The organism is Actinoplanes sp. CA-030573 (assembly GCF_050951115.1).
Taxonomy (GTDB): Bacteria; Actinomycetota; Actinomycetes; order Mycobacteriales; family Micromonosporaceae; genus Actinoplanes.
The window spans coordinates 80,146-95,354 of record NZ_CP192038.1; the positions used below are offsets into that span (position 1 = coordinate 80,146).

Below are 15,209 nucleotides of genomic sequence, written 5' to 3' on the forward strand. Positions count from 1 at the left end.
AGTTGGTCGTCACTCCGCGGTCGCGCGCCGGTCGGCCCATCGGCGGCCGTGGTCGTCGTCCTCGTGGTCGGGATTGAGGGTGCCGGCGGTCAGCATCGCGAACAGCTCCTCGTGCCGCCGGTCCGGCTCGTTGGCCTGCACCTGGTGGGCGTTGTAGGCCTCGAGCACCTCCGCCACCCGCGTCGTCAGCGTGGCCACGTCGGCGTCCGGCCGGTAGAGCGCCGCCCACAGGTCCTCGTCGAGCCGGATCGCCGCCGTCTCCCACGGCTCCGGCGGCGCCTCGTCCCAGGCCAGCCGGGCGCGGGCCCGGGTCGCCAACCCGAAGTAGCTGGTGATCAGGGCGTACGGCCGGCTGGAAATGCCGAAAGCCCATTTTTCGGTACGCCCGATGCGCCGCACGCCGAGCGCTTCCACCAGCCTGAACAGCAGCTCGTCGGCCACTTCGTCGCCGGTCAGCGCGTGCCGGATCCGCGCGGCGTCGGCCGTCAGTCCGGCCCGTCCCGACCACGCGACGAACTCGTCGACGACCTCGTCCACGGCGCGCGGCTCGGGCTCCTTGCCGGCCCCGTGCGAGTAGACCGCACAGGGCGCGTCGACGTCGGGGAGGTGCGTGAGTGGCCCATCGTCGACGCACATGCCGGCGCAGTCACTGTCATTGACGTACGCGCCGAAGGAGGGTGACCCGCTCTCGGCGCTGAGCGCACGGGTGGCTCCGACCAGATCCGGCGGATCGTCCCAGCCGGCCGTCTCCACGAGCTGCCACCCATCGCCGAGTTGGCGCAGCCAATGATGCCGATAGCCGAACCGCCGCAGCGCGCGGAGCTCCACCAGCGGCCGTTCCGACCGCCCGACCACGATCGTCCCCGAGTAACCCATCCGCGGAAGGCTAGCGGGACCGTCCAAAATGGCCGAGCCGGGTTACCGTGGGATATGCGCCGAGACGACTCGATCGGATGGCTGGCCAGCCAGGTCCACGCCGACCACGGCGGCTTCGCCATGACCACGGTCCTGAACGACGCCCGAGCGCGAGACGCCACCGCGTTGCGCGCAGCCGAGGCCGACCACGCCCCCGCCACACCACTACCCACCCCCCGCTGGCGCCGCCTGCTCCGCCGCCGCTGACCCCAGGTCGCGCGGGTCAGCCACAGCCCCGACATGACGCTCTCGCGAGCTGCGCAGGGGAGGGCGACCTTCCAGAGCCGCGTTTCCCCAGGCGAGACAGCTCACGCCGTACCCGCAAGCGCCGTTGCAGTAAGCCCGCCCTCGCCCACCGCAACCGACACGCATCGCGGCATTCGACGGCTTGGCCTTGAGCTCGCCCCTTCACCCACCGCAACCGACAGACACCGTGGGGGTCTGGGGGCTCGGCCCCCAGGCAGACATGCGAAGAGGCCCGGTCCGAGCACTCCGCGGACACAGACCCCTGCCTCTGAGCGGGTGACGGGAATCGAACCCGCACTGTCAGCTTGGGAACCGTACAAGATGCGGTGACCTGGGACGTCAGGCCGAGCTAGGTAGCGCGAGGAGTGGCCTAGAGCGGCCTCGGTCGGCATGGCCTAATGGCACGCCAATGGCACGCGAGCGCCACCCTTGTCCCGCGGACCAACACGCTTTTGAAACTGGCGTGAAGGCCGGCGGCCGAATGTCGTACGGCCGCTTTACGCTCCATCTATCCCCTGAGGTGAGGAGTGGGACGTTGCAGCTGCGCGAGCTCGTAGGAACGATCGGCCGCACGTATGACCGGAACCTTCCGATGTCCAGCGAGGCCCAGCGGCTTCTGCGCGGCGCGTCGCAAGAGCTACGGCAGTGGGTCTCCGGCGACTACCAGATCAAGGGGAGCGGCGGCAACGGCAACGCCGCCGAATCGCCGTGGATCGGGATCTTCAACCCGGTCGAGACAACAACCGCCCGCCGCGGCATGTACGTCGTGTACCTGTTCGCCGCCGACATGGGCCAAGTCTTTCTGACCCTCAATCAGGGCGTAACTGAAATCGGCGAACGGCTCGGGCGGCGCGCTGCTCGAGTAGCCCTTCAAGGCGAGGCCGCCCAGATTCGCGATGCCTTCGACAAGGGCACGATCGACGACTTGGACGCCACGATCGACCTACGTAGCAAGGCCAGCCTTCCGCGAGACTACGAGTACGCCAACATCCTGTCCCGCGCCTATCCGATCAGCAGCCTGCCGGAAGAAGCGACGATGGTCGCCGATCTGCAGCGGTTCGTGCAGCTGTATGACCTTGCGCTTGAGGCCCGGGAGGAAGGCAGCCAGCGAGGCGAACCAGGCATCGTGACGCCACCCCGCAACCCGCCGCGGAAGAAGCACTCGGTTGCCTTCAAACCGAAGGACGACAGCGAGTACCGCCAACTGATCGAAGCCCGGGAGGTGACCAAGCAGCGGCGACACGAAACGCTGATCAACGACTACGAGGCCTTCTTGCGCCGACGCCGGTTCGTCACCGCTTCCCCGCACCCGCGGGATCTCACCGCCGAGCGCGACGGACGTCACTGGCTCATCGAGGCCAAAGCTATCCGCGCCGGGGATGCCGAAACCGCTGCACGCGAAGCCTTCGCCCAGCTCTGCTTCTACGAGCACTTCCTGTACGACCGCACCGACACCGTCGCCCGACTCGCTCTCTTCAACGAACCGTTGGGCGTGGCCCATCTCGGCTTCTTCGAGAAGACAGGCATCGCCGTTGTCTGGCGGTCAGGTGACGGATGGGCTGGCACGGCGACCGCTCACGCCGCTGGGCTCTGCTGACCACCCAGGCCCGCATGCCGGCTATCAAGACCGTGCGCACCGAGGATTTGACCTGCTGAAACACAGAGGACTGGCGTCCCGTTGCCGCACCGTGTCTGTGCCCCCAATGTTTCAGCCGTCGCTGTCCGCGGTCAACGCGAGGCGCGTCAGCCGCGGCGCGAAGGATCCATTCCGCGAGGCGCGTGCCGTTATGCCGCAGTGTTGTGTCGCCGACGGCACCGTCTATTCAGCCACCGTGCTCCGTACGTACGACATCCCTAACGGGTGAAGATCAATCATCGTGCCTGCGCACGGTGATGCGGCGGTCACGCGCTCCCGTTGCGATGCCGGTCCCCTTTGGGATCATTCGAGGCGTTCTGCCGGGTCTTGGCGCAGGATCCGGCCGTACACCGGGGTATATCGATCGCCGAGCCCAAGCATCTATCGAACAAACGTTCGAGACACCAATCGAGCGCGTGAAACGTACAGCTAGGTATGGTGTCCCACGTCCGATTCGGAGTTGCGACCTCGTGAGCGAGATCAAGTCCTCTCGTCACGAGATCAAGGCCTTCCAGCTGGAGGCCTTGAGGGTCAAGGCCGGAGAGGAGATGGTCCTGATGTCCGGGGACCAACAGCACAACAACGGCAACAAGTGGTGGCAGAGCCCGAGTGCGATCGCTGCGATCGCCTCGCTGATCACCGCCGTTGCCGGCCTTGTCGCTGCGTTGTATGGGAACGGCCCCGCCTAGCCGAAGGCTAAGCAGGGCCGTCAGTGGTAGCCGGTTCCGCCCTCGTGCGTTTGGCGGCGAGCGGGGGCGGGGCTGAGCTACTCGGGTGGAGCATCGGGTGGGTCGCACCTACCGGCGACTTCACCGAATCTGTTGAAGAGTAGACCAAGAGACACGTGACAAGGGACTAGCTGCCTGCATAGGCCTGCAAGTCCGTCGTGGGTTGCCGGACCCGCGGCGGCTCACCCCTCCTGTTCGGAGTCCACGCGAGGCGCGTCGGCAGCTCGCGCCGGATCCATCTCGCGCCACTCGCCCGGCCCGGGCGAATGCGTCAGCCGCTCGATCATGGCCCGTGCGTCTTCCTCCGAGTCGAAATCCCAACACAGCACCTTGCCAGTCTCCGTGTCCCCCTGGCGGGCGGTCACTCGGTAGCTGACGGTGAGCCAAATGTCGCGCCGCGCGAGGCGACCCCACACGCCGTTCCACCACCTGCCAAGCACCGTCATGTGATCAGGCTAGTCGAACGTATGTTCTAGATACAGTGACACCCTAGATCAAGGGGTTTCACAGCCCTTTTCGCTGGTCAGCGGCGGTTCAGTGACAGGAGTGACACAAGTGACAGGGTGACAAGAAGCGGACTACGCGACCTCTCGGGGAATCGGGGACAGCGGACCGTGCGGATCCACGGCTGCTAGCCGAACAGCGCACCGCTCCTCATCATCATCATGGGTGAACACGTATCGCAGCGGAGCTCGCGAACTGGGCGCTTATGCCGAAGGCGCCGCCAAAAGCACCACGCTGAGCCGGCTGAAATGACTATCCGCAGGCCGCCCACTGAGGTAAGACCTACGGATGCCCCAAGACCCCTGGCGCAAGATCCGAGCCCTCCGTGCCGAACCCGTCGAACAGGCATCCGAGGAGTCACGGATCGCCAACTACCAGGGTGCTCTCGCGCAGGCTGAGGAGCTCGCGGAGGCTGCCCGAGCCGCCGGGTACGCATCGAACGCGCTGCCGCTGTTCTATGCGGTCGAGCAGTGCGGCCGGGCCATCTTGGAGGCGAGGTGGCCTGGTCAGATCCACAAACTTAAAGGTCACGGGCTGAGCTTCGGGCTAGCGCGAGACCCGGATCATCCTAACGACCTCACCAAGAAAGACCCCAACATTCTGCGTAGCCTCGTCGCTCCACGAGGGAACGGCAGCTTTCAAGCCGTCTGTGAGGCTATCGGTTCCAAGCCGCTCGCCGGCCCGGTTGCTCTCGGGGCTCTCTGGATGGCGAACCCAGATCTTCGCGGCGCGTGGATCCCCGACGCCGTGAACGAATGGCAGCCGCCCATCACCTACGGGGTCGGTGCGCGCGAAACCGCAAGAGACGAATACGGTAAGCAACAGGACCCCGAGTCGGCGTGGGCGACAACCGAGGGTTTCGTGTACATCCCCGTCGAGATGCCGGGGGAAACGGTCAAGGACGTGCGCGAAATCCTGCAGCGGTACCCGACTCTCGGTGACGCCGGCGTGGTGGTTGAGGGCCCGGCCGGCCACATCATAGGGACGGACGACGACACCCCCGTCCTACGGCGGTATACCTACGGTGGCCTGAAGTATGTGTCCGTGGCGAAGCCCGTGCCTCGGGAGATGACCATGGCGGACTTTTGGGCCGCCCAGGACTCGATGTTCTCGCTCGTCGAGGTCGACGACAAGGCCAAATCAGAGCGGGGCGTCCCACACTGGATCGGGCATGCCCTCCCGCGGCTGGGCGGAGGGATTTCGCCTGATCCGCTCATGTTGTGGTGGGCGTTCCTGCACGGCTTGTCGAACCTGGTCCGCTACCACCCGGGTTCGTGGACGGCGGCGATCAACGCGGATTCTTCAATTATTGCAGACTCGCTGCAGCGAGCATTGGATATCGCGATGGAGAAACTTCCTGAACGGCTGGTCGCCGCAATCGTTGGCGACCAGGGCCATCGGGGACGCCAATGACGCATTATCGAACCCCGGCCGCCTCCTCAGCAACGCGGCCGGGGATTATCGTTCCGACCCATCGTGAGCGAGGGAGAGGACGACGCGGGGCTGGCGTGAGAGTGCCGCTGGCCCGAATGGTACTTAACTCAATTGACCTCAGGGAACGGCGGAGAGGTCAGCGAAATCGGGGAAAGTGGACCGTGCGGATCCACGGCCGCTAGCCGGACAGCGCACGGTTCCCCATCATCATGGGTGAACACGTATCGCAGCTTGGGATTGAGTGTCATTGACGTCTCACCTAGCTCGCCAACCTCTCGCCATGCCGTTCCCGGTTGTCCGCTATAAACCTTCCACTCCCGTCCGTCGTGTCGAATTTCGTAGCGGTAGCCCGGCACGATGAGGAGCGGCCTCGGGCCGCTAAGCCACTCGTACGATACTTGGAATTGCTGACATTCATGCGTATGGCCCGGTCGCCAATTCCCCGCAGGATCGACAGGTTCAGGCGGGACGCGGACTAGAGAGTCGATGGTCGGAATGTTGGGCACCTCGCTTAATAGCTGTCGGGATATTCGGTCAAGAGGCATAGTAGCCTGTTGGAAGAGTGTGCCAGAGTGTCTATTTGGCACATCAACAGTGCGCAGGAAGGTCCATCCTCGCTCGGCGTAATAAGTGTGCAACGCCTCGTTATTCTTCCACGCGTCGAGTCGCAGCCAGTCGCACCCGAAACGGTATGCGTGATCGCCTGCCCATCCGAGCAATAGCTTGCCTAACTCTTCTCCGGCACGAGCCCGGCGCACGGCCAGCTTCGAAACGTAACCCGCGCGTTGGGCGAGTTCGTTCGCGGACCAGAAATCCGCATCGCCCTCGGTCTCGACCGTGACGGTGCCGACTAGCGATGCGTCATCGTACAGTAACCACACATCACCCCGCTCTAGCGACGGCCGCATCTTGCTCCGCCAGTTCCGCCAGGTGGACCATTGATCCAGCCCTTTGCTGCGTAACCAACTCACTCCGTCGCCGAGCAGCTCAAATACCGTGTCGAATTGGTCAGCGTTCGCCTGACGGATGATCAGGGCGCTTGGTTTACTCACTCCCAAGCCCGCTCGTAGACGATGACGTGACGGTCGCCAGGCAGGATATTGGCCGTGCACCGCACGGGCCGGCCATCTTGCGTGTATCCGGTCACGATGTGCAGGGCCACGGGTGTCCCGGCGCCCAGTTGGAGCCTCTGCGCTTCCTCTGGCGTCGGCATGCGCACGAAGAATTCATCGATTGCTCTAGCCTGAGCGAATCCTAAATCCGCTAGTGCTTGATTCGTCCCTCGCGGTATATCGGCTGGTGACATGATCTCGGAATCTCGCACCACATCCAGCGGGAAATGCGAATCATTGGTATTTACAGGCTCACCATTAATGAAGCGCACACGCCGCCGCGCAACAACTAGCTCGCCCTCACTAACCTCTAGCCGTTTTGCAATATCCGCGGGTGCTTTTATTAGCGAAACCTCGATGGTCTGCGACGGCTCCCGGCCTTCTGAAGTTATCTGTTGGCAGTAACGATCCATTTCAGGAGTGACAGGCTGCGGCCTCGATTCGGCCTGCGGCCGGTAGATCATGTGCTCAAGTTGCCTCACAAAGTGACCGTGTGGTCGCCGCGATACAACCAAGCCTTCAGCAACCAGCAGGCCTACCCCGTTCCTCACTGTCTGCCGCGCGACTCCGAATTCCTCGGCTAGCTCTTGCTCTGTTGGTAGCTGCTGGCCGGGTGCCAGAGCACCTGAGGTGATCCGGTCGCGCAGGTTGGCCGCGATGCGCTGGTACGCGGGCAGGGTGACGCCTCGGAACGTGTCCACGCCTTAGTTCTACGCGTCTGACCAGGGAATGTCTAGTCAATGTGGTCAGACCCCTTGACGTGAGCCACTTCACCATGCCACGCTCGGCCAACGAACGGATTGTCTAGTCAATCTGGTCAACATGGTCAACTGGAGGACGTTGTGCATCGGAAGGTAGCTCGTTCGACTGAACCGACTGATGGCGATCTCTCGGCAATTGAGGCCGAGTGGCCGCTGATCGAGGCGGAGCTGTCGGTATTGGACGCGGAAATCGCCAACATCTACGCCGCCGAGCATGGCGGTCCGTCGCCGCTGGACTGGCGGCGTCTGCGTCGGGCCGAGGGCCGCGTCGTCCGCGTGGCCGCCGAGCTGGCCGCGCGTCCCGTCGCCCGCCGGCAGGTGGCGTGATGACCCAGGACATCACCCGTCTGCGCCGCATCGGCTGGGGCACCCGAGGTGTGTTCGCCCTCGGCATCTCTGCCTCGCTGGCCGGCAACGTGCTGCACGCTGCGGACAACCCGGTCAGTAAGGCGATCTCGGCTTGGTCGCCGCTGGCGCTGTTGCTGACCGTTGAACTGATCTCCCGTATCCCGACCCGCCGCGGCTGGATGACCGTCGCCCGGCTCGGCGCTACCGCGGTCATCGCGGGCATCGCCGCGTGGGTGTCCTACTGGCACATGGCCGGCGTCGCCGCCCGCTACGGCGAGACCGGCGCGAGCCCCTACCTACTCCCGTTCAGCGTCGACGGCCTGATCGTGGTCGCCTCGATCAGCCTCGTGGAGATCGGCGGCCGGCTCCGCGCCGCCGCCGAGCCGTCGATCGAGGCCCGGACGGACGTGTCGCGTCCAGTTGAGCTCGACGCGTCGACCCCGCCGGCGAGCGCTACGGCTGCGCAAATCGAGCCGGCCGCTGAGCCGGTCGCCGAGCCGGTAGCCGTGACGCCGCGGCCGAAGCGCGTCACGCCGCGGCCGGCGTCGGCCGACAAGGTGGCCAAGGCCGCGGCGAAGCTGCCCGGCGCGAGCGTCGCCCAGATCGCCAAGAAGGCCGGCGTGTCCGTCTCGACGGCCCGACGTCACCTGCCCGCGGCTCGCACCGCCGACGCGTCAGCGTCTGCCCCGGTTCCTGCGGAAACACCCGTTCTCGTGGCCGCGTGAGGACTGACCGGTCATGACTGAGCCCGAGATCTTCGAAGCGTTCGCCGAGCTGCACAACCTGCGCGTCGAGCTGGCCGAGCTGCACGAGTGGGCCGAGGCCGCGCTGAACGACCACCACGACCGGCAGTACATCGCCGAGCACCTGTCCGACGCCCTCGACGCCCTCGCCACCGGCAACGACGTGCCGGAACACCCCTTCACAGTTACGCCCGACGGCACGGCTCCTACCGACCAAAGCAGCGCCGTGCCGCCGGTCTCCACCCCATCGGTCCCGCAAGACCCACAAGGAGAGACCCCCATCATGGCAAGCAACCCGAACCCTGTCGCCGACGCGGTCAAGAACGAAATCGGCAAGTCCGAGCGCGCCGCCCGCCGCGACGCCGCCATGGCCGCCGACTCACGCCAGCAGCGCGCCGCGCACGCCGCCGGCCGCGACACCCGCTCCATCGGCGTCACCCGCACCGCCTACCGCGGGCGGTCGTGATGGCCAAGCGCGAGTTCACCTACACCGCCGGCAAGGGCGGCCCGAAGGTCGTCGAGGTCCCGCGGCACCTGCGCGGCCGGTCGGAGTACGACGCCGGCACCTACACCGAGAACGTGATCGCCCGCCGCGCTGGCGAGGCCGCTGGGGCCTTGGTCCGTGGCCTGTTCGGAGGGAAAAGCCGATGAGGACCACCTGCGTGGGGTGCAACGGCACTCGCGTGCAATACCGCCCCTGCTCCCGCTGCAAGGGCGCGGGTCAACTCCGGCTCGCCTGCGGCACTTGCGCGGGCACCGGCACCCTCCACGTCAGCCGGGACAAGTGCACCCGCTGTCGCGGCGCTCGGATGGTGACCTGCACCTGCGACGCCTGCGGCGGCAACCGCAAGATCCCCCATCAGTGCAGCGGGTGCGGCGGCATTGGCACCGTCCAGGTGCGCCGCTGATGACCGCCTGGTTCTACGCCCTGACCGTCCTGTCCTGCACTGCCTCGGGTTGCCCGCTGCCGGTGTGCCCCGACTGCGGCGACTGCGTCAAGTTCTGCAACTGCCGATGACCAGGAGGAAGTACTGATGGGTCGCCTTACCGGATGGTGCTTCACCGCGGGCGCGGCATTCTTCCTGGCCGCCGCTCTCGCCGATCCCTCACCTCTTCGCACGCTGACCGCCGTCGGCCTGGCCGCCGCGGCCGGTGCCACTCTCGCTCGATCGGAGGACCGTTCGTGAGCACCAACCCCAACCACGAGCCGGACAACTTCGACTGGACCGCCGCCGAAGCCGACGTCGCCGCCGAGGCGACCCACGCCGAGGTGGTCGACTTGGACGCCGCCCGCGAGCGGCGCGCCAACTACACGCCCGCCGACCTGGCCGCCGACGAGCTCGACGGCGAGGACGGCCCGGTGCTGGTGGACTCGATCGCCGCGCAGCACCGGCCGGGCCGGTTCTCCCTCGCTGCGTTCCGCGACGCCACCCGGGTCCCGATCGTGCCGTCGTGGATGAAGTCAACGGCCGAGTTCGGCGGGAACCTGGCGTGGGCGGCCGGGTTCGGCGCGCACGCCCTGGCGTATCACGGGTTCCGGCTGCCGAAGTACGCGCTGCGGATCGCGTGGCGGATCCCGGCCGGCCTGACCCGGGCGGTCGGCGGCTACTTCCGCTGGCTGTTCGACCTGGAAGGCGAGGCCGTGCGGCAGGCCACCGTGCGGACCGAGGATGCCGAGACCTACATCAAGCTCGCCCGGCAACGTGACCGCCGTGTCCGCTGGCGGGGCATCACCGCCGTCGGCACCGTCACCGCGCTGACCGCGGCCGCGGTGTGGCTGGCACTCTTCGCCTCCCCGGTCGCCCGCTACGCGGTTCTCGCCGCCCTGGGGTTGCTGCTCGGCTGGCTCGGCACGCCCGCGGACAAGCCGCTGCTCGATACCGCTGTTGTCCGCCGCGACGTGGCGCCGCTGACCTCGATCGAGGTGTTCAACGCCCTGTGTGCGCTGCGGATCCCGGGCATCGACGCCGCGGTCCGGCGCGGCGACACCGGCCGGTCGTGGTTCCCCGAGCCGATCTCCCGGGAGAACGGCGTCGGCTGGCGCTGCGCGGTCGAGCTGCCCCGCGGCGTGGTCGCCTCCACCGTGGTCGACAAGCGCGAGGAACTGGCCGCCGCGCTGACCCGCCCGCTCGGGTGCGTGTGGCCGGAAGTCAACGCCGAGGTGCACCCGGGCCGGTTGGTCCTGTTCGTCGCCGACCACGACATGTCGAGGGCGAAGCAGACCGCGTTCCCGCTGCTCAAGTCCGGAACGGTGAACCTGTTCAAGCCGGCACCGTTCGGCACCGACCCCCGCGGCGCGCTGGTCACATTGACGCTCATGTACGCGTCAATGATTATCGGTGCCATCCCGCGGATGGGTAAGACGTTCGCGCTGCGGTTGACGCTGCTGATCGCTGCCCTTGACCCGCGGGCGCAACTGCTGGCGTTCGACCTGAAGGGCACCGGTGACCTGTCCGCGCTGGAGCCGGTCGCGCACCGCTACCGGGCCGGCGATGACGATGAGGACATCGCCTACATCCTGACCTCGCTGCGCGAGGTGCGCACCGAGATGCGCCGCCGCACGAAGGTGATCCGCGGCCTGCCGCGGGACCTGTGCCCGGAGAACAAGGTCACCGACGACCTGGCCAACACCAAGAAGCTCGGCCTGTACCCGATCGCGGTCGCGGTCGATGAGTGCCAGGTGCTGTTCGAGCACCCGAAGTACGGCGACGAGTTCGAGGAGATCTGCACCGACCTGGTCAAGCGCGGGCCGGCCACCGGGATCATGCTGGAGCTGGCCACCCAGCGCGTCGACAGCAAGTCCCTGCCGACCGGCGTCTCCGCGAACGCGGTGCTGCGGTTCTGCCTGAAGGTCATGGGCCAGATCGAGAACGACATGGTCCTCGGCACGTCGTCCTACAAGAACGGCACCCGCGCCACGATGTTCGGCCGCCGCGACCGCGGCATCGGCTACCTCGCCGGTGAAGGCGACGACCCCGTCATCGTCCGGACGTTCTACGTGGACGGCCCCACCGCCGAGGCCATCGTGCGCCGAGCCCGGGTGCTGCGGGAGAAGGCCGGCACCATCACCGGCCACGCCGCCGGCGTCGTCCTCGACGTCGCCGAGGTCCGGCGAGACACCGTGCTCGAGGACGTCGCCGCGGTGATGGCCGGCAAGAAGAAGGCGTGGGCCAGCGTGCTGGTCAAGCTCCTGGCCGGGCTACGCCCGGAGGTCTACGCCGAGCTGAACACCGACCAGCTCCGCACGGCGCTCGCCCCGCACGATGTCACACCGGGACAGGTATGGGGCAGCGATCCCGACACCGGCGAGACCGGCAACCGGCAGGGCTACGCCCTCGCCGACGTCACCGCAGCCATCACGAAGCGTGACAGCAACGGCGGGCGCGGCAAGACCAAGTGACCCGCGAGGCGGTCCTAGGTCTAGGACCTCAACCCTCCTAGACCTAGGACCCCTCCTAGAACCTCATCCGATCCCTGATCAGCGCCCTAGTACCTAGGAGCGCCGACCCCGTGCACCCTCAAACCGGCCCTGGAGGCACTGCCGTGACGACCCTCGCCCTCCTAGTCGTTCTTGGAATCCTCGGTTACACAGCGTTCTACATCCTCAACTGTGCCTACAACCCGTGGGGCGTCTGTAAGCGCTACCGCTGCCGCTCCGGGCGCATCTACTCGCGGATCTTCAGCAAGACGTTCCGCGAGTGCCCACGCTGCAACGGCACCGGCCGCCGCGTCCGGATCGGCCGCCGGATCTACGAGTACCTGCGCGCCGAGCACAAGGCCGGCAACCGATGATCCGCACCATGGCGCACCTTCGCCGCGAGCGCACGCCGCACACCGAGTGGTGCGCCCGCGACCATCGGTGCGGGCTCGACGAGCACCGCGGGCCGGGCCTAATCGCCGACGCCGTCGGCGGCCGAGCGGTCGTCACCCGCGTCCGCGCCGGCGACGTCGACTACGTCGAGGTGACCGCCCGGATCCGCTTGCACAGCACAGAAATTGGTGCGCGCTGGCAGGTCGCAGCGACGCTGCGGCTGATGCGGGAGCTACTGACCGCGGTCGCGGTCCGCCGCGGCGTGCTGAGTGCCGGCGTCGACCGGCCGGCCCTGCCGCAAACCGAAGGATTTCCTGTTGAGCGGCGCGAGCTCGACCCCTCCCGCCGCAGATTCTTCGGCGGGACTGCCTGATGTCGCGCATCCGAGCCACGTTCTGGGATCCCGCGGGCACCCGGCACGGCGGGCTGCCGACCTACTGGTGGCGCGGCGCGCCCGCGGGCTACGCCACCCGCCGGCAACTACGCGCCGCCGGACTGTGCCCCGGTCGGCAGCCGATCGCCGCGCAGATCCTGTGGGCCGGCGTCGGCGGCACCCGGGCCGCGTACCTGTACCGGCTCGATCTCGCCCGGCCCAAGCGCCCCGCTACGCCCGCGCAGCGCCGGGCGATCCGGGCCGCCCTGCGCGCCCGGCGCACCTGCCCGACCTGCCGGGAGATCCGCGGCTACTACATCCCGCGCTCGCTCGGCGAGTGCCTGACCTGCCACGACCGATGACCCGCGGGCACTGGATCGCCGCGAGCAAAGCCCTCGGCCGGTTCGTCCCAGTCGACGGCCCGTACCCGCACATCTGCGCGGCGACTGTCGCGGCCGAGGACACCGTTTCCGGGCAGCCGCTGCAGCTCGCCGCGTGGGAACGAGAGCGGTTCTGCGCAGCATGCGCCCACGACAAGCACCTGCAAACGCACCCGTCCACCAACGACACGAGGGAGCGGATCCCCATGCACAGCAACCAATTGCTCACCGCGGCGCTATCGGCCGCGGCCCGCGGCTGGCACGTCTTCCCGCTGCGCCCGGACGACAAGCGGCCCGCCATCGCGAAATGGGAGCAGCGCGCCACCGTCGATCCCGACCGGATCCGTCGATGCTGGGCGGCCGGCCCGTTCAACGTCGGCATCGCCTGCGGACCGTCCGGGCTGATCGTGCTCGACTTCGACGCCCGCAAAACCGGCCAGAACGCGGCCACGGGCTGCGATGGTTACCTCCACGGCTGGGTCGGATTCATCGACCTGTGCCGCGATCTCGGCCACCCGATCCCGGCCGACACCTACGCGGTGGCCACCGCCCGCGGCGGGCTGCACCTGTACTTCCGGCAGCCCGACGGCATCGAGCTGCGCAACACCGCGGGCACGCTCGGCCGGCTGATCGACACCCGCGGGCACGGCGGCTACGTCGTCGCCGCCGGCTCCATCGTCAAAGGCCAGCAGTACCACGTGCCGCGCCAGGCCGTGCCGCCGTATGCGGCCCGGCCCGACGCCCGGCCGGCGCCGCTGCCCGGCTGGCTGGCCGAGCGGCTTCACCCGGCACCGCTTCGGCCCGCGGGACCTCCGGTTGTCGTCGAGCTGCCCGCCGATCGGCACGGCGCGTACGTGCGGGCCGCCATCACCGGCACGCTCGACAAACTTGGCGAGGCCCGGGAGGGCGGCCGGAACCGGGCGCTGTACATGGCCGCGCAAACCCTCGGCCAACTCGTCGCCGGACACGCGGTCGCCGAGGACACCGTCACTGCCGTGCTCGCCGACACGGCGGCCCGGCTCGGCCTGGGCCCGCGGGAAATCGAGACCACCATCCGGTCGGGGCTGGCCGCGGGTGCCCGCCGGCCGCGGCAGGTGGCGTGATGACCGTCCCGACCCCGGCTGAGCGGCCCGCGCTGCGGGTGGCCGGGCCGGACGACGCCGCGGCGGTGCTGTCCGCGGCCGAGCAGCCCGCCCGCATCCGCACGGCGTGGACCGCCGCGGACATCATGGCGATGGAGTTCGCTCCGCCGCGGTGGGCCGTGCCCGGCGTGATCGCCGAGGGCTTCACGCTGCTGTGCGGTCCGCCGAAGGTCGGCAAGTCGTGGATGTCGCTCGGGCTCGGCGTGGACGTCGCCCGCGGCGACCGCGCGTTCGGCTCGATCGGCGTGGAGGCCGGGCCGGTGCTCTATCTCGCGTTGGAGGACACCGCGCGGCGGCTGCAAACCCGGCTGCGCAAGGTGCTCGGCGAGCGACCCGCGCCGTCCGGGCTCACCCTGGCTACGCAGTGCCCGCCGCTGCCGCAGGGCGGGGATCAGGCGATCGCCGCGTGGCTCGACCGGCACCCGCGGGCGCGGCTGGTCATCATCGACGTGTTCGCCAAGCTGCGCGGTAACAGCGCGCCGGGCGCGTCCGCCTACGATGCCGACTACGCCGCGGTCGGGCGGGCGAAGAAGGTCGCCGATGACTACGGCGTCGCCGTCGTCGCGGTGCACCACGTGCGCAAAGCGGGCTCGGAGGACTTCCTGTCCGAGGTCTCCGGCACCAATGGGCTCGCCGGGGCTGCCGACGCGACCCTCGTTCTCAAACGGGCTCGTAACCAGGGTGATGGCGTGCTGCACGTGACCGGCCGCGACGTCGACGAGAACGAGTACCCCCTGACCTTCGATCCGTCCGCGGGCGCGTGGCGGATGCTCGATGGCCCGGCCGGCGACTACCAGCTCAGCGACACCCGCGCGTCGATCCTCCGCTGGCTGCGTGGGGCGCCCGGCAGCACGCCGAAGGTCATCGCCGAGGGGATCGGGCTCAAGGCCGACACCGTGCGGCAGAACTGCTCGCGGATGCTCGCCGATGGCCAGTTGGCCGCCGAGCCGGGCGGCCGGTACCGGGTGCCGGGTGTCACCGCTGTCACTCCCGTCACTGCTGTCACTCAACCCGAGCTGACCTGCGGAAACGGCAGTGACAGCGCGAGTGACAGCGGAGCGGGTGGCTGATCATGA

19 protein-coding genes are annotated in these 15,209 nt (G+C 68.2%); 15 read left to right on the forward strand and 4 right to left on the reverse strand.

All coding sequences use genetic code 11. The annotated features are described in order from the left end of the window. Positions 1–9: 9 nt before the first annotated feature. The gene (locus ACQP2F_RS00390; RefSeq protein ID WP_433299654.1) at positions 10–876 is read right to left on the reverse strand and encodes a hypothetical protein; all 867 of its coding nucleotides are present in this window, start codon (positions 874–876) and stop codon (positions 10–12) included. Positions 877–930: 54 nt separating this feature from the next. Here ACQP2F_RS00390 and ACQP2F_RS00395 point away from each other — a divergent pair, with 54 nt between their 5' ends. The 3 genes from ACQP2F_RS00395 (at position 931) to ACQP2F_RS00405 (ending at position 3,486) form a co-directional block, all read left to right on the forward strand. Further along, entirely contained in the window at positions 931–1,122 is a 192-nt protein-coding gene (locus ACQP2F_RS00395) for a hypothetical protein (protein WP_433299656.1), read from the forward strand. Positions 1,123–1,696: 574 nt separating this feature from the next. Next, positions 1,697–2,758 carry an MrcB family domain-containing protein gene (locus ACQP2F_RS00400; RefSeq protein ID WP_433299658.1) on the forward strand — a complete coding sequence of 354 codons (1,062 nt, stop codon included), beginning with the start codon at positions 1,697–1,699 and terminating at the stop codon, positions 2,756–2,758. 509 nt (positions 2,759–3,267) lie between these two features. Continuing rightward, positions 3,268–3,486, forward strand: coding sequence for a hypothetical protein (locus ACQP2F_RS00405; protein ID WP_433299660.1), 219 nt, complete (start codon positions 3,268–3,270; stop codon positions 3,484–3,486). 221 nt (positions 3,487–3,707) lie between these two features. On the opposite strand, the gene ACQP2F_RS00410 is transcribed toward ACQP2F_RS00405, so the two are convergent. Next, the gene (locus ACQP2F_RS00410; RefSeq protein ID WP_433299662.1) at positions 3,708–3,971 is read right to left on the reverse strand and encodes a hypothetical protein; all 264 of its coding nucleotides are present in this window, start codon (positions 3,969–3,971) and stop codon (positions 3,708–3,710) included. 346 nt (positions 3,972–4,317) lie between these two features. On the opposite strand from ACQP2F_RS00410, the gene ACQP2F_RS00415 reads away from it, so the two are divergent. Further along, entirely contained in the window at positions 4,318–5,442 is a 1,125-nt protein-coding gene (locus ACQP2F_RS00415; RefSeq protein ID WP_433299664.1) for a YaaC family protein, read from the forward strand. Positions 5,443–5,570: 128 nt separating this feature from the next. Here the strand turns inward: ACQP2F_RS00415 and ACQP2F_RS00420 are convergent, their stop codons facing one another. Together ACQP2F_RS00420 and ACQP2F_RS00425 are read right to left on the reverse strand one after the other, a co-directional pair. Continuing rightward, entirely contained in the window at positions 5,571–6,371 is an 801-nt protein-coding gene (locus ACQP2F_RS00420; protein WP_433307935.1) for a GNAT family N-acetyltransferase, read from the reverse strand. A 140-nt stretch (positions 6,372–6,511) separates the two neighbouring features. After that, entirely contained in the window at positions 6,512–7,276 is a 765-nt protein-coding gene (locus ACQP2F_RS00425) for a GntR family transcriptional regulator (protein WP_433299666.1), read from the reverse strand. A gap of 141 nt (positions 7,277–7,417) precedes the next feature. Between ACQP2F_RS00425 and ACQP2F_RS00430 the strand changes: the two genes are divergently transcribed. The 11 genes from ACQP2F_RS00430 (at position 7,418) to ACQP2F_RS00480 (ending at position 15,203) form a co-directional block, all read left to right on the forward strand. Continuing rightward, positions 7,418–7,663, forward strand: coding sequence for a DUF6284 family protein (locus tag ACQP2F_RS00430; RefSeq protein WP_433299668.1), 246 nt, complete (start codon positions 7,418–7,420; stop codon positions 7,661–7,663). Next, complete coding sequence (locus ACQP2F_RS00435; protein ID WP_433299670.1) at positions 7,663–8,409, forward strand: DUF2637 domain-containing protein; 747 nt, start codon at positions 7,663–7,665, stop codon at positions 8,407–8,409. Before ACQP2F_RS00430 ends, ACQP2F_RS00435 begins: the two co-directional genes overlap by 1 nt. Positions 8,410–8,422: 13 nt before the next feature. After that, entirely contained in the window at positions 8,423–8,893 is a 471-nt protein-coding gene (locus tag ACQP2F_RS00440; RefSeq protein WP_433299672.1) for a hypothetical protein, read from the forward strand. Next, positions 8,893–9,078 (forward strand): hypothetical protein, encoded by a 186-nt coding sequence (locus ACQP2F_RS00445; protein WP_433299674.1) that lies wholly within the window; start codon positions 8,893–8,895, stop codon positions 9,076–9,078. The genes ACQP2F_RS00440 and ACQP2F_RS00445 overlap by 1 nt, the downstream gene beginning before the upstream one ends. A gap of 383 nt (positions 9,079–9,461) precedes the next feature. After that, positions 9,462–9,614, forward strand: coding sequence for a hypothetical protein (locus tag ACQP2F_RS00450; protein WP_433299676.1), 153 nt, complete (start codon positions 9,462–9,464; stop codon positions 9,612–9,614). After that, positions 9,611–11,827, forward strand: a complete 2,217-nt coding sequence (locus tag ACQP2F_RS00455; protein ID WP_433299678.1) for a cell division protein FtsK — start codon at positions 9,611–9,613, stop codon at positions 11,825–11,827. Before ACQP2F_RS00450 ends, ACQP2F_RS00455 begins: the two co-directional genes overlap by 4 nt. Before the next feature lie 143 nt (positions 11,828–11,970). Continuing rightward, on the forward strand, positions 11,971–12,219 hold the full coding sequence (locus ACQP2F_RS00460) for a hypothetical protein (protein WP_433299680.1): 249 nt from the start codon (positions 11,971–11,973) through the stop codon (positions 12,217–12,219). 8 nt (positions 12,220–12,227) lie between these two features. After that, positions 12,228–12,611 (forward strand): hypothetical protein, encoded by a 384-nt coding sequence (locus ACQP2F_RS00465; RefSeq protein WP_433299682.1) that lies wholly within the window; start codon positions 12,228–12,230, stop codon positions 12,609–12,611. Next, on the forward strand, positions 12,611–12,973 hold the full coding sequence (locus tag ACQP2F_RS00470; RefSeq protein ID WP_433299684.1) for an RRQRL motif-containing zinc-binding protein: 363 nt from the start codon (positions 12,611–12,613) through the stop codon (positions 12,971–12,973). Before ACQP2F_RS00465 ends, ACQP2F_RS00470 begins: the two co-directional genes overlap by 1 nt. After that, positions 12,970–14,094 (forward strand): bifunctional DNA primase/polymerase, encoded by a 1,125-nt coding sequence (locus ACQP2F_RS00475; RefSeq protein ID WP_433307938.1) that lies wholly within the window; start codon positions 12,970–12,972, stop codon positions 14,092–14,094. Before ACQP2F_RS00470 ends, ACQP2F_RS00475 begins: the two co-directional genes overlap by 4 nt. Further along, positions 14,094–15,203, forward strand: a complete 1,110-nt coding sequence (locus ACQP2F_RS00480; protein WP_433299686.1) for an AAA family ATPase — start codon at positions 14,094–14,096, stop codon at positions 15,201–15,203. Before ACQP2F_RS00475 ends, ACQP2F_RS00480 begins: the two co-directional genes overlap by 1 nt. Positions 15,204–15,209: the final 6 nt, after the last annotated feature.

Bases quoted from the DNA above. Each gene is read 5' to 3' on its own strand.
- ACQP2F_RS00390 (WP_433299654.1), bottom strand. From the start codon at position 876: ATGGGTTACTCGGGGACGATCGTGGTCGGGCGGTCGGAACGGCCGCTG.
- ACQP2F_RS00395 (WP_433299656.1), top strand. From the start codon at position 931: ATGCGCCGAGACGACTCGATCGGATGGCTGGCCAGCCAGGTCCACGCC.
- ACQP2F_RS00410 (WP_433299662.1), bottom strand. From the start codon at position 3,971: ATGACGGTGCTTGGCAGGTGGTGGAACGGCGTGTGGGGTCGCCTCGCG.
- ACQP2F_RS00415 (WP_433299664.1), top strand. From the start codon at position 4,318: ATGCCCCAAGACCCCTGGCGCAAGATCCGAGCCCTCCGTGCCGAACCC.
- ACQP2F_RS00420 (WP_433307935.1), bottom strand. From the start codon at position 6,371: ATGCGGCCGTCGCTAGAGCGGGGTGATGTGTGGTTACTGTACGATGAC.
- ACQP2F_RS00435 (WP_433299670.1), top strand. From the start codon at position 7,663: ATGACCCAGGACATCACCCGTCTGCGCCGCATCGGCTGGGGCACCCGA.
- ACQP2F_RS00440 (WP_433299672.1), top strand. From the start codon at position 8,423: ATGACTGAGCCCGAGATCTTCGAAGCGTTCGCCGAGCTGCACAACCTG.
- ACQP2F_RS00445 (WP_433299674.1), top strand. From the start codon at position 8,893: ATGGCCAAGCGCGAGTTCACCTACACCGCCGGCAAGGGCGGCCCGAAG.
- ACQP2F_RS00450 (WP_433299676.1), top strand. From the start codon at position 9,462: ATGGGTCGCCTTACCGGATGGTGCTTCACCGCGGGCGCGGCATTCTTC.
- ACQP2F_RS00465 (WP_433299682.1), top strand. From the start codon at position 12,228: ATGGCGCACCTTCGCCGCGAGCGCACGCCGCACACCGAGTGGTGCGCC.
- ACQP2F_RS00470 (WP_433299684.1), top strand. From the start codon at position 12,611: ATGTCGCGCATCCGAGCCACGTTCTGGGATCCCGCGGGCACCCGGCAC.
- ACQP2F_RS00475 (WP_433307938.1), top strand. From the start codon at position 12,970: ATGACCCGCGGGCACTGGATCGCCGCGAGCAAAGCCCTCGGCCGGTTC.
- ACQP2F_RS00480 (WP_433299686.1), top strand. From the start codon at position 14,094: ATGACCGTCCCGACCCCGGCTGAGCGGCCCGCGCTGCGGGTGGCCGGG.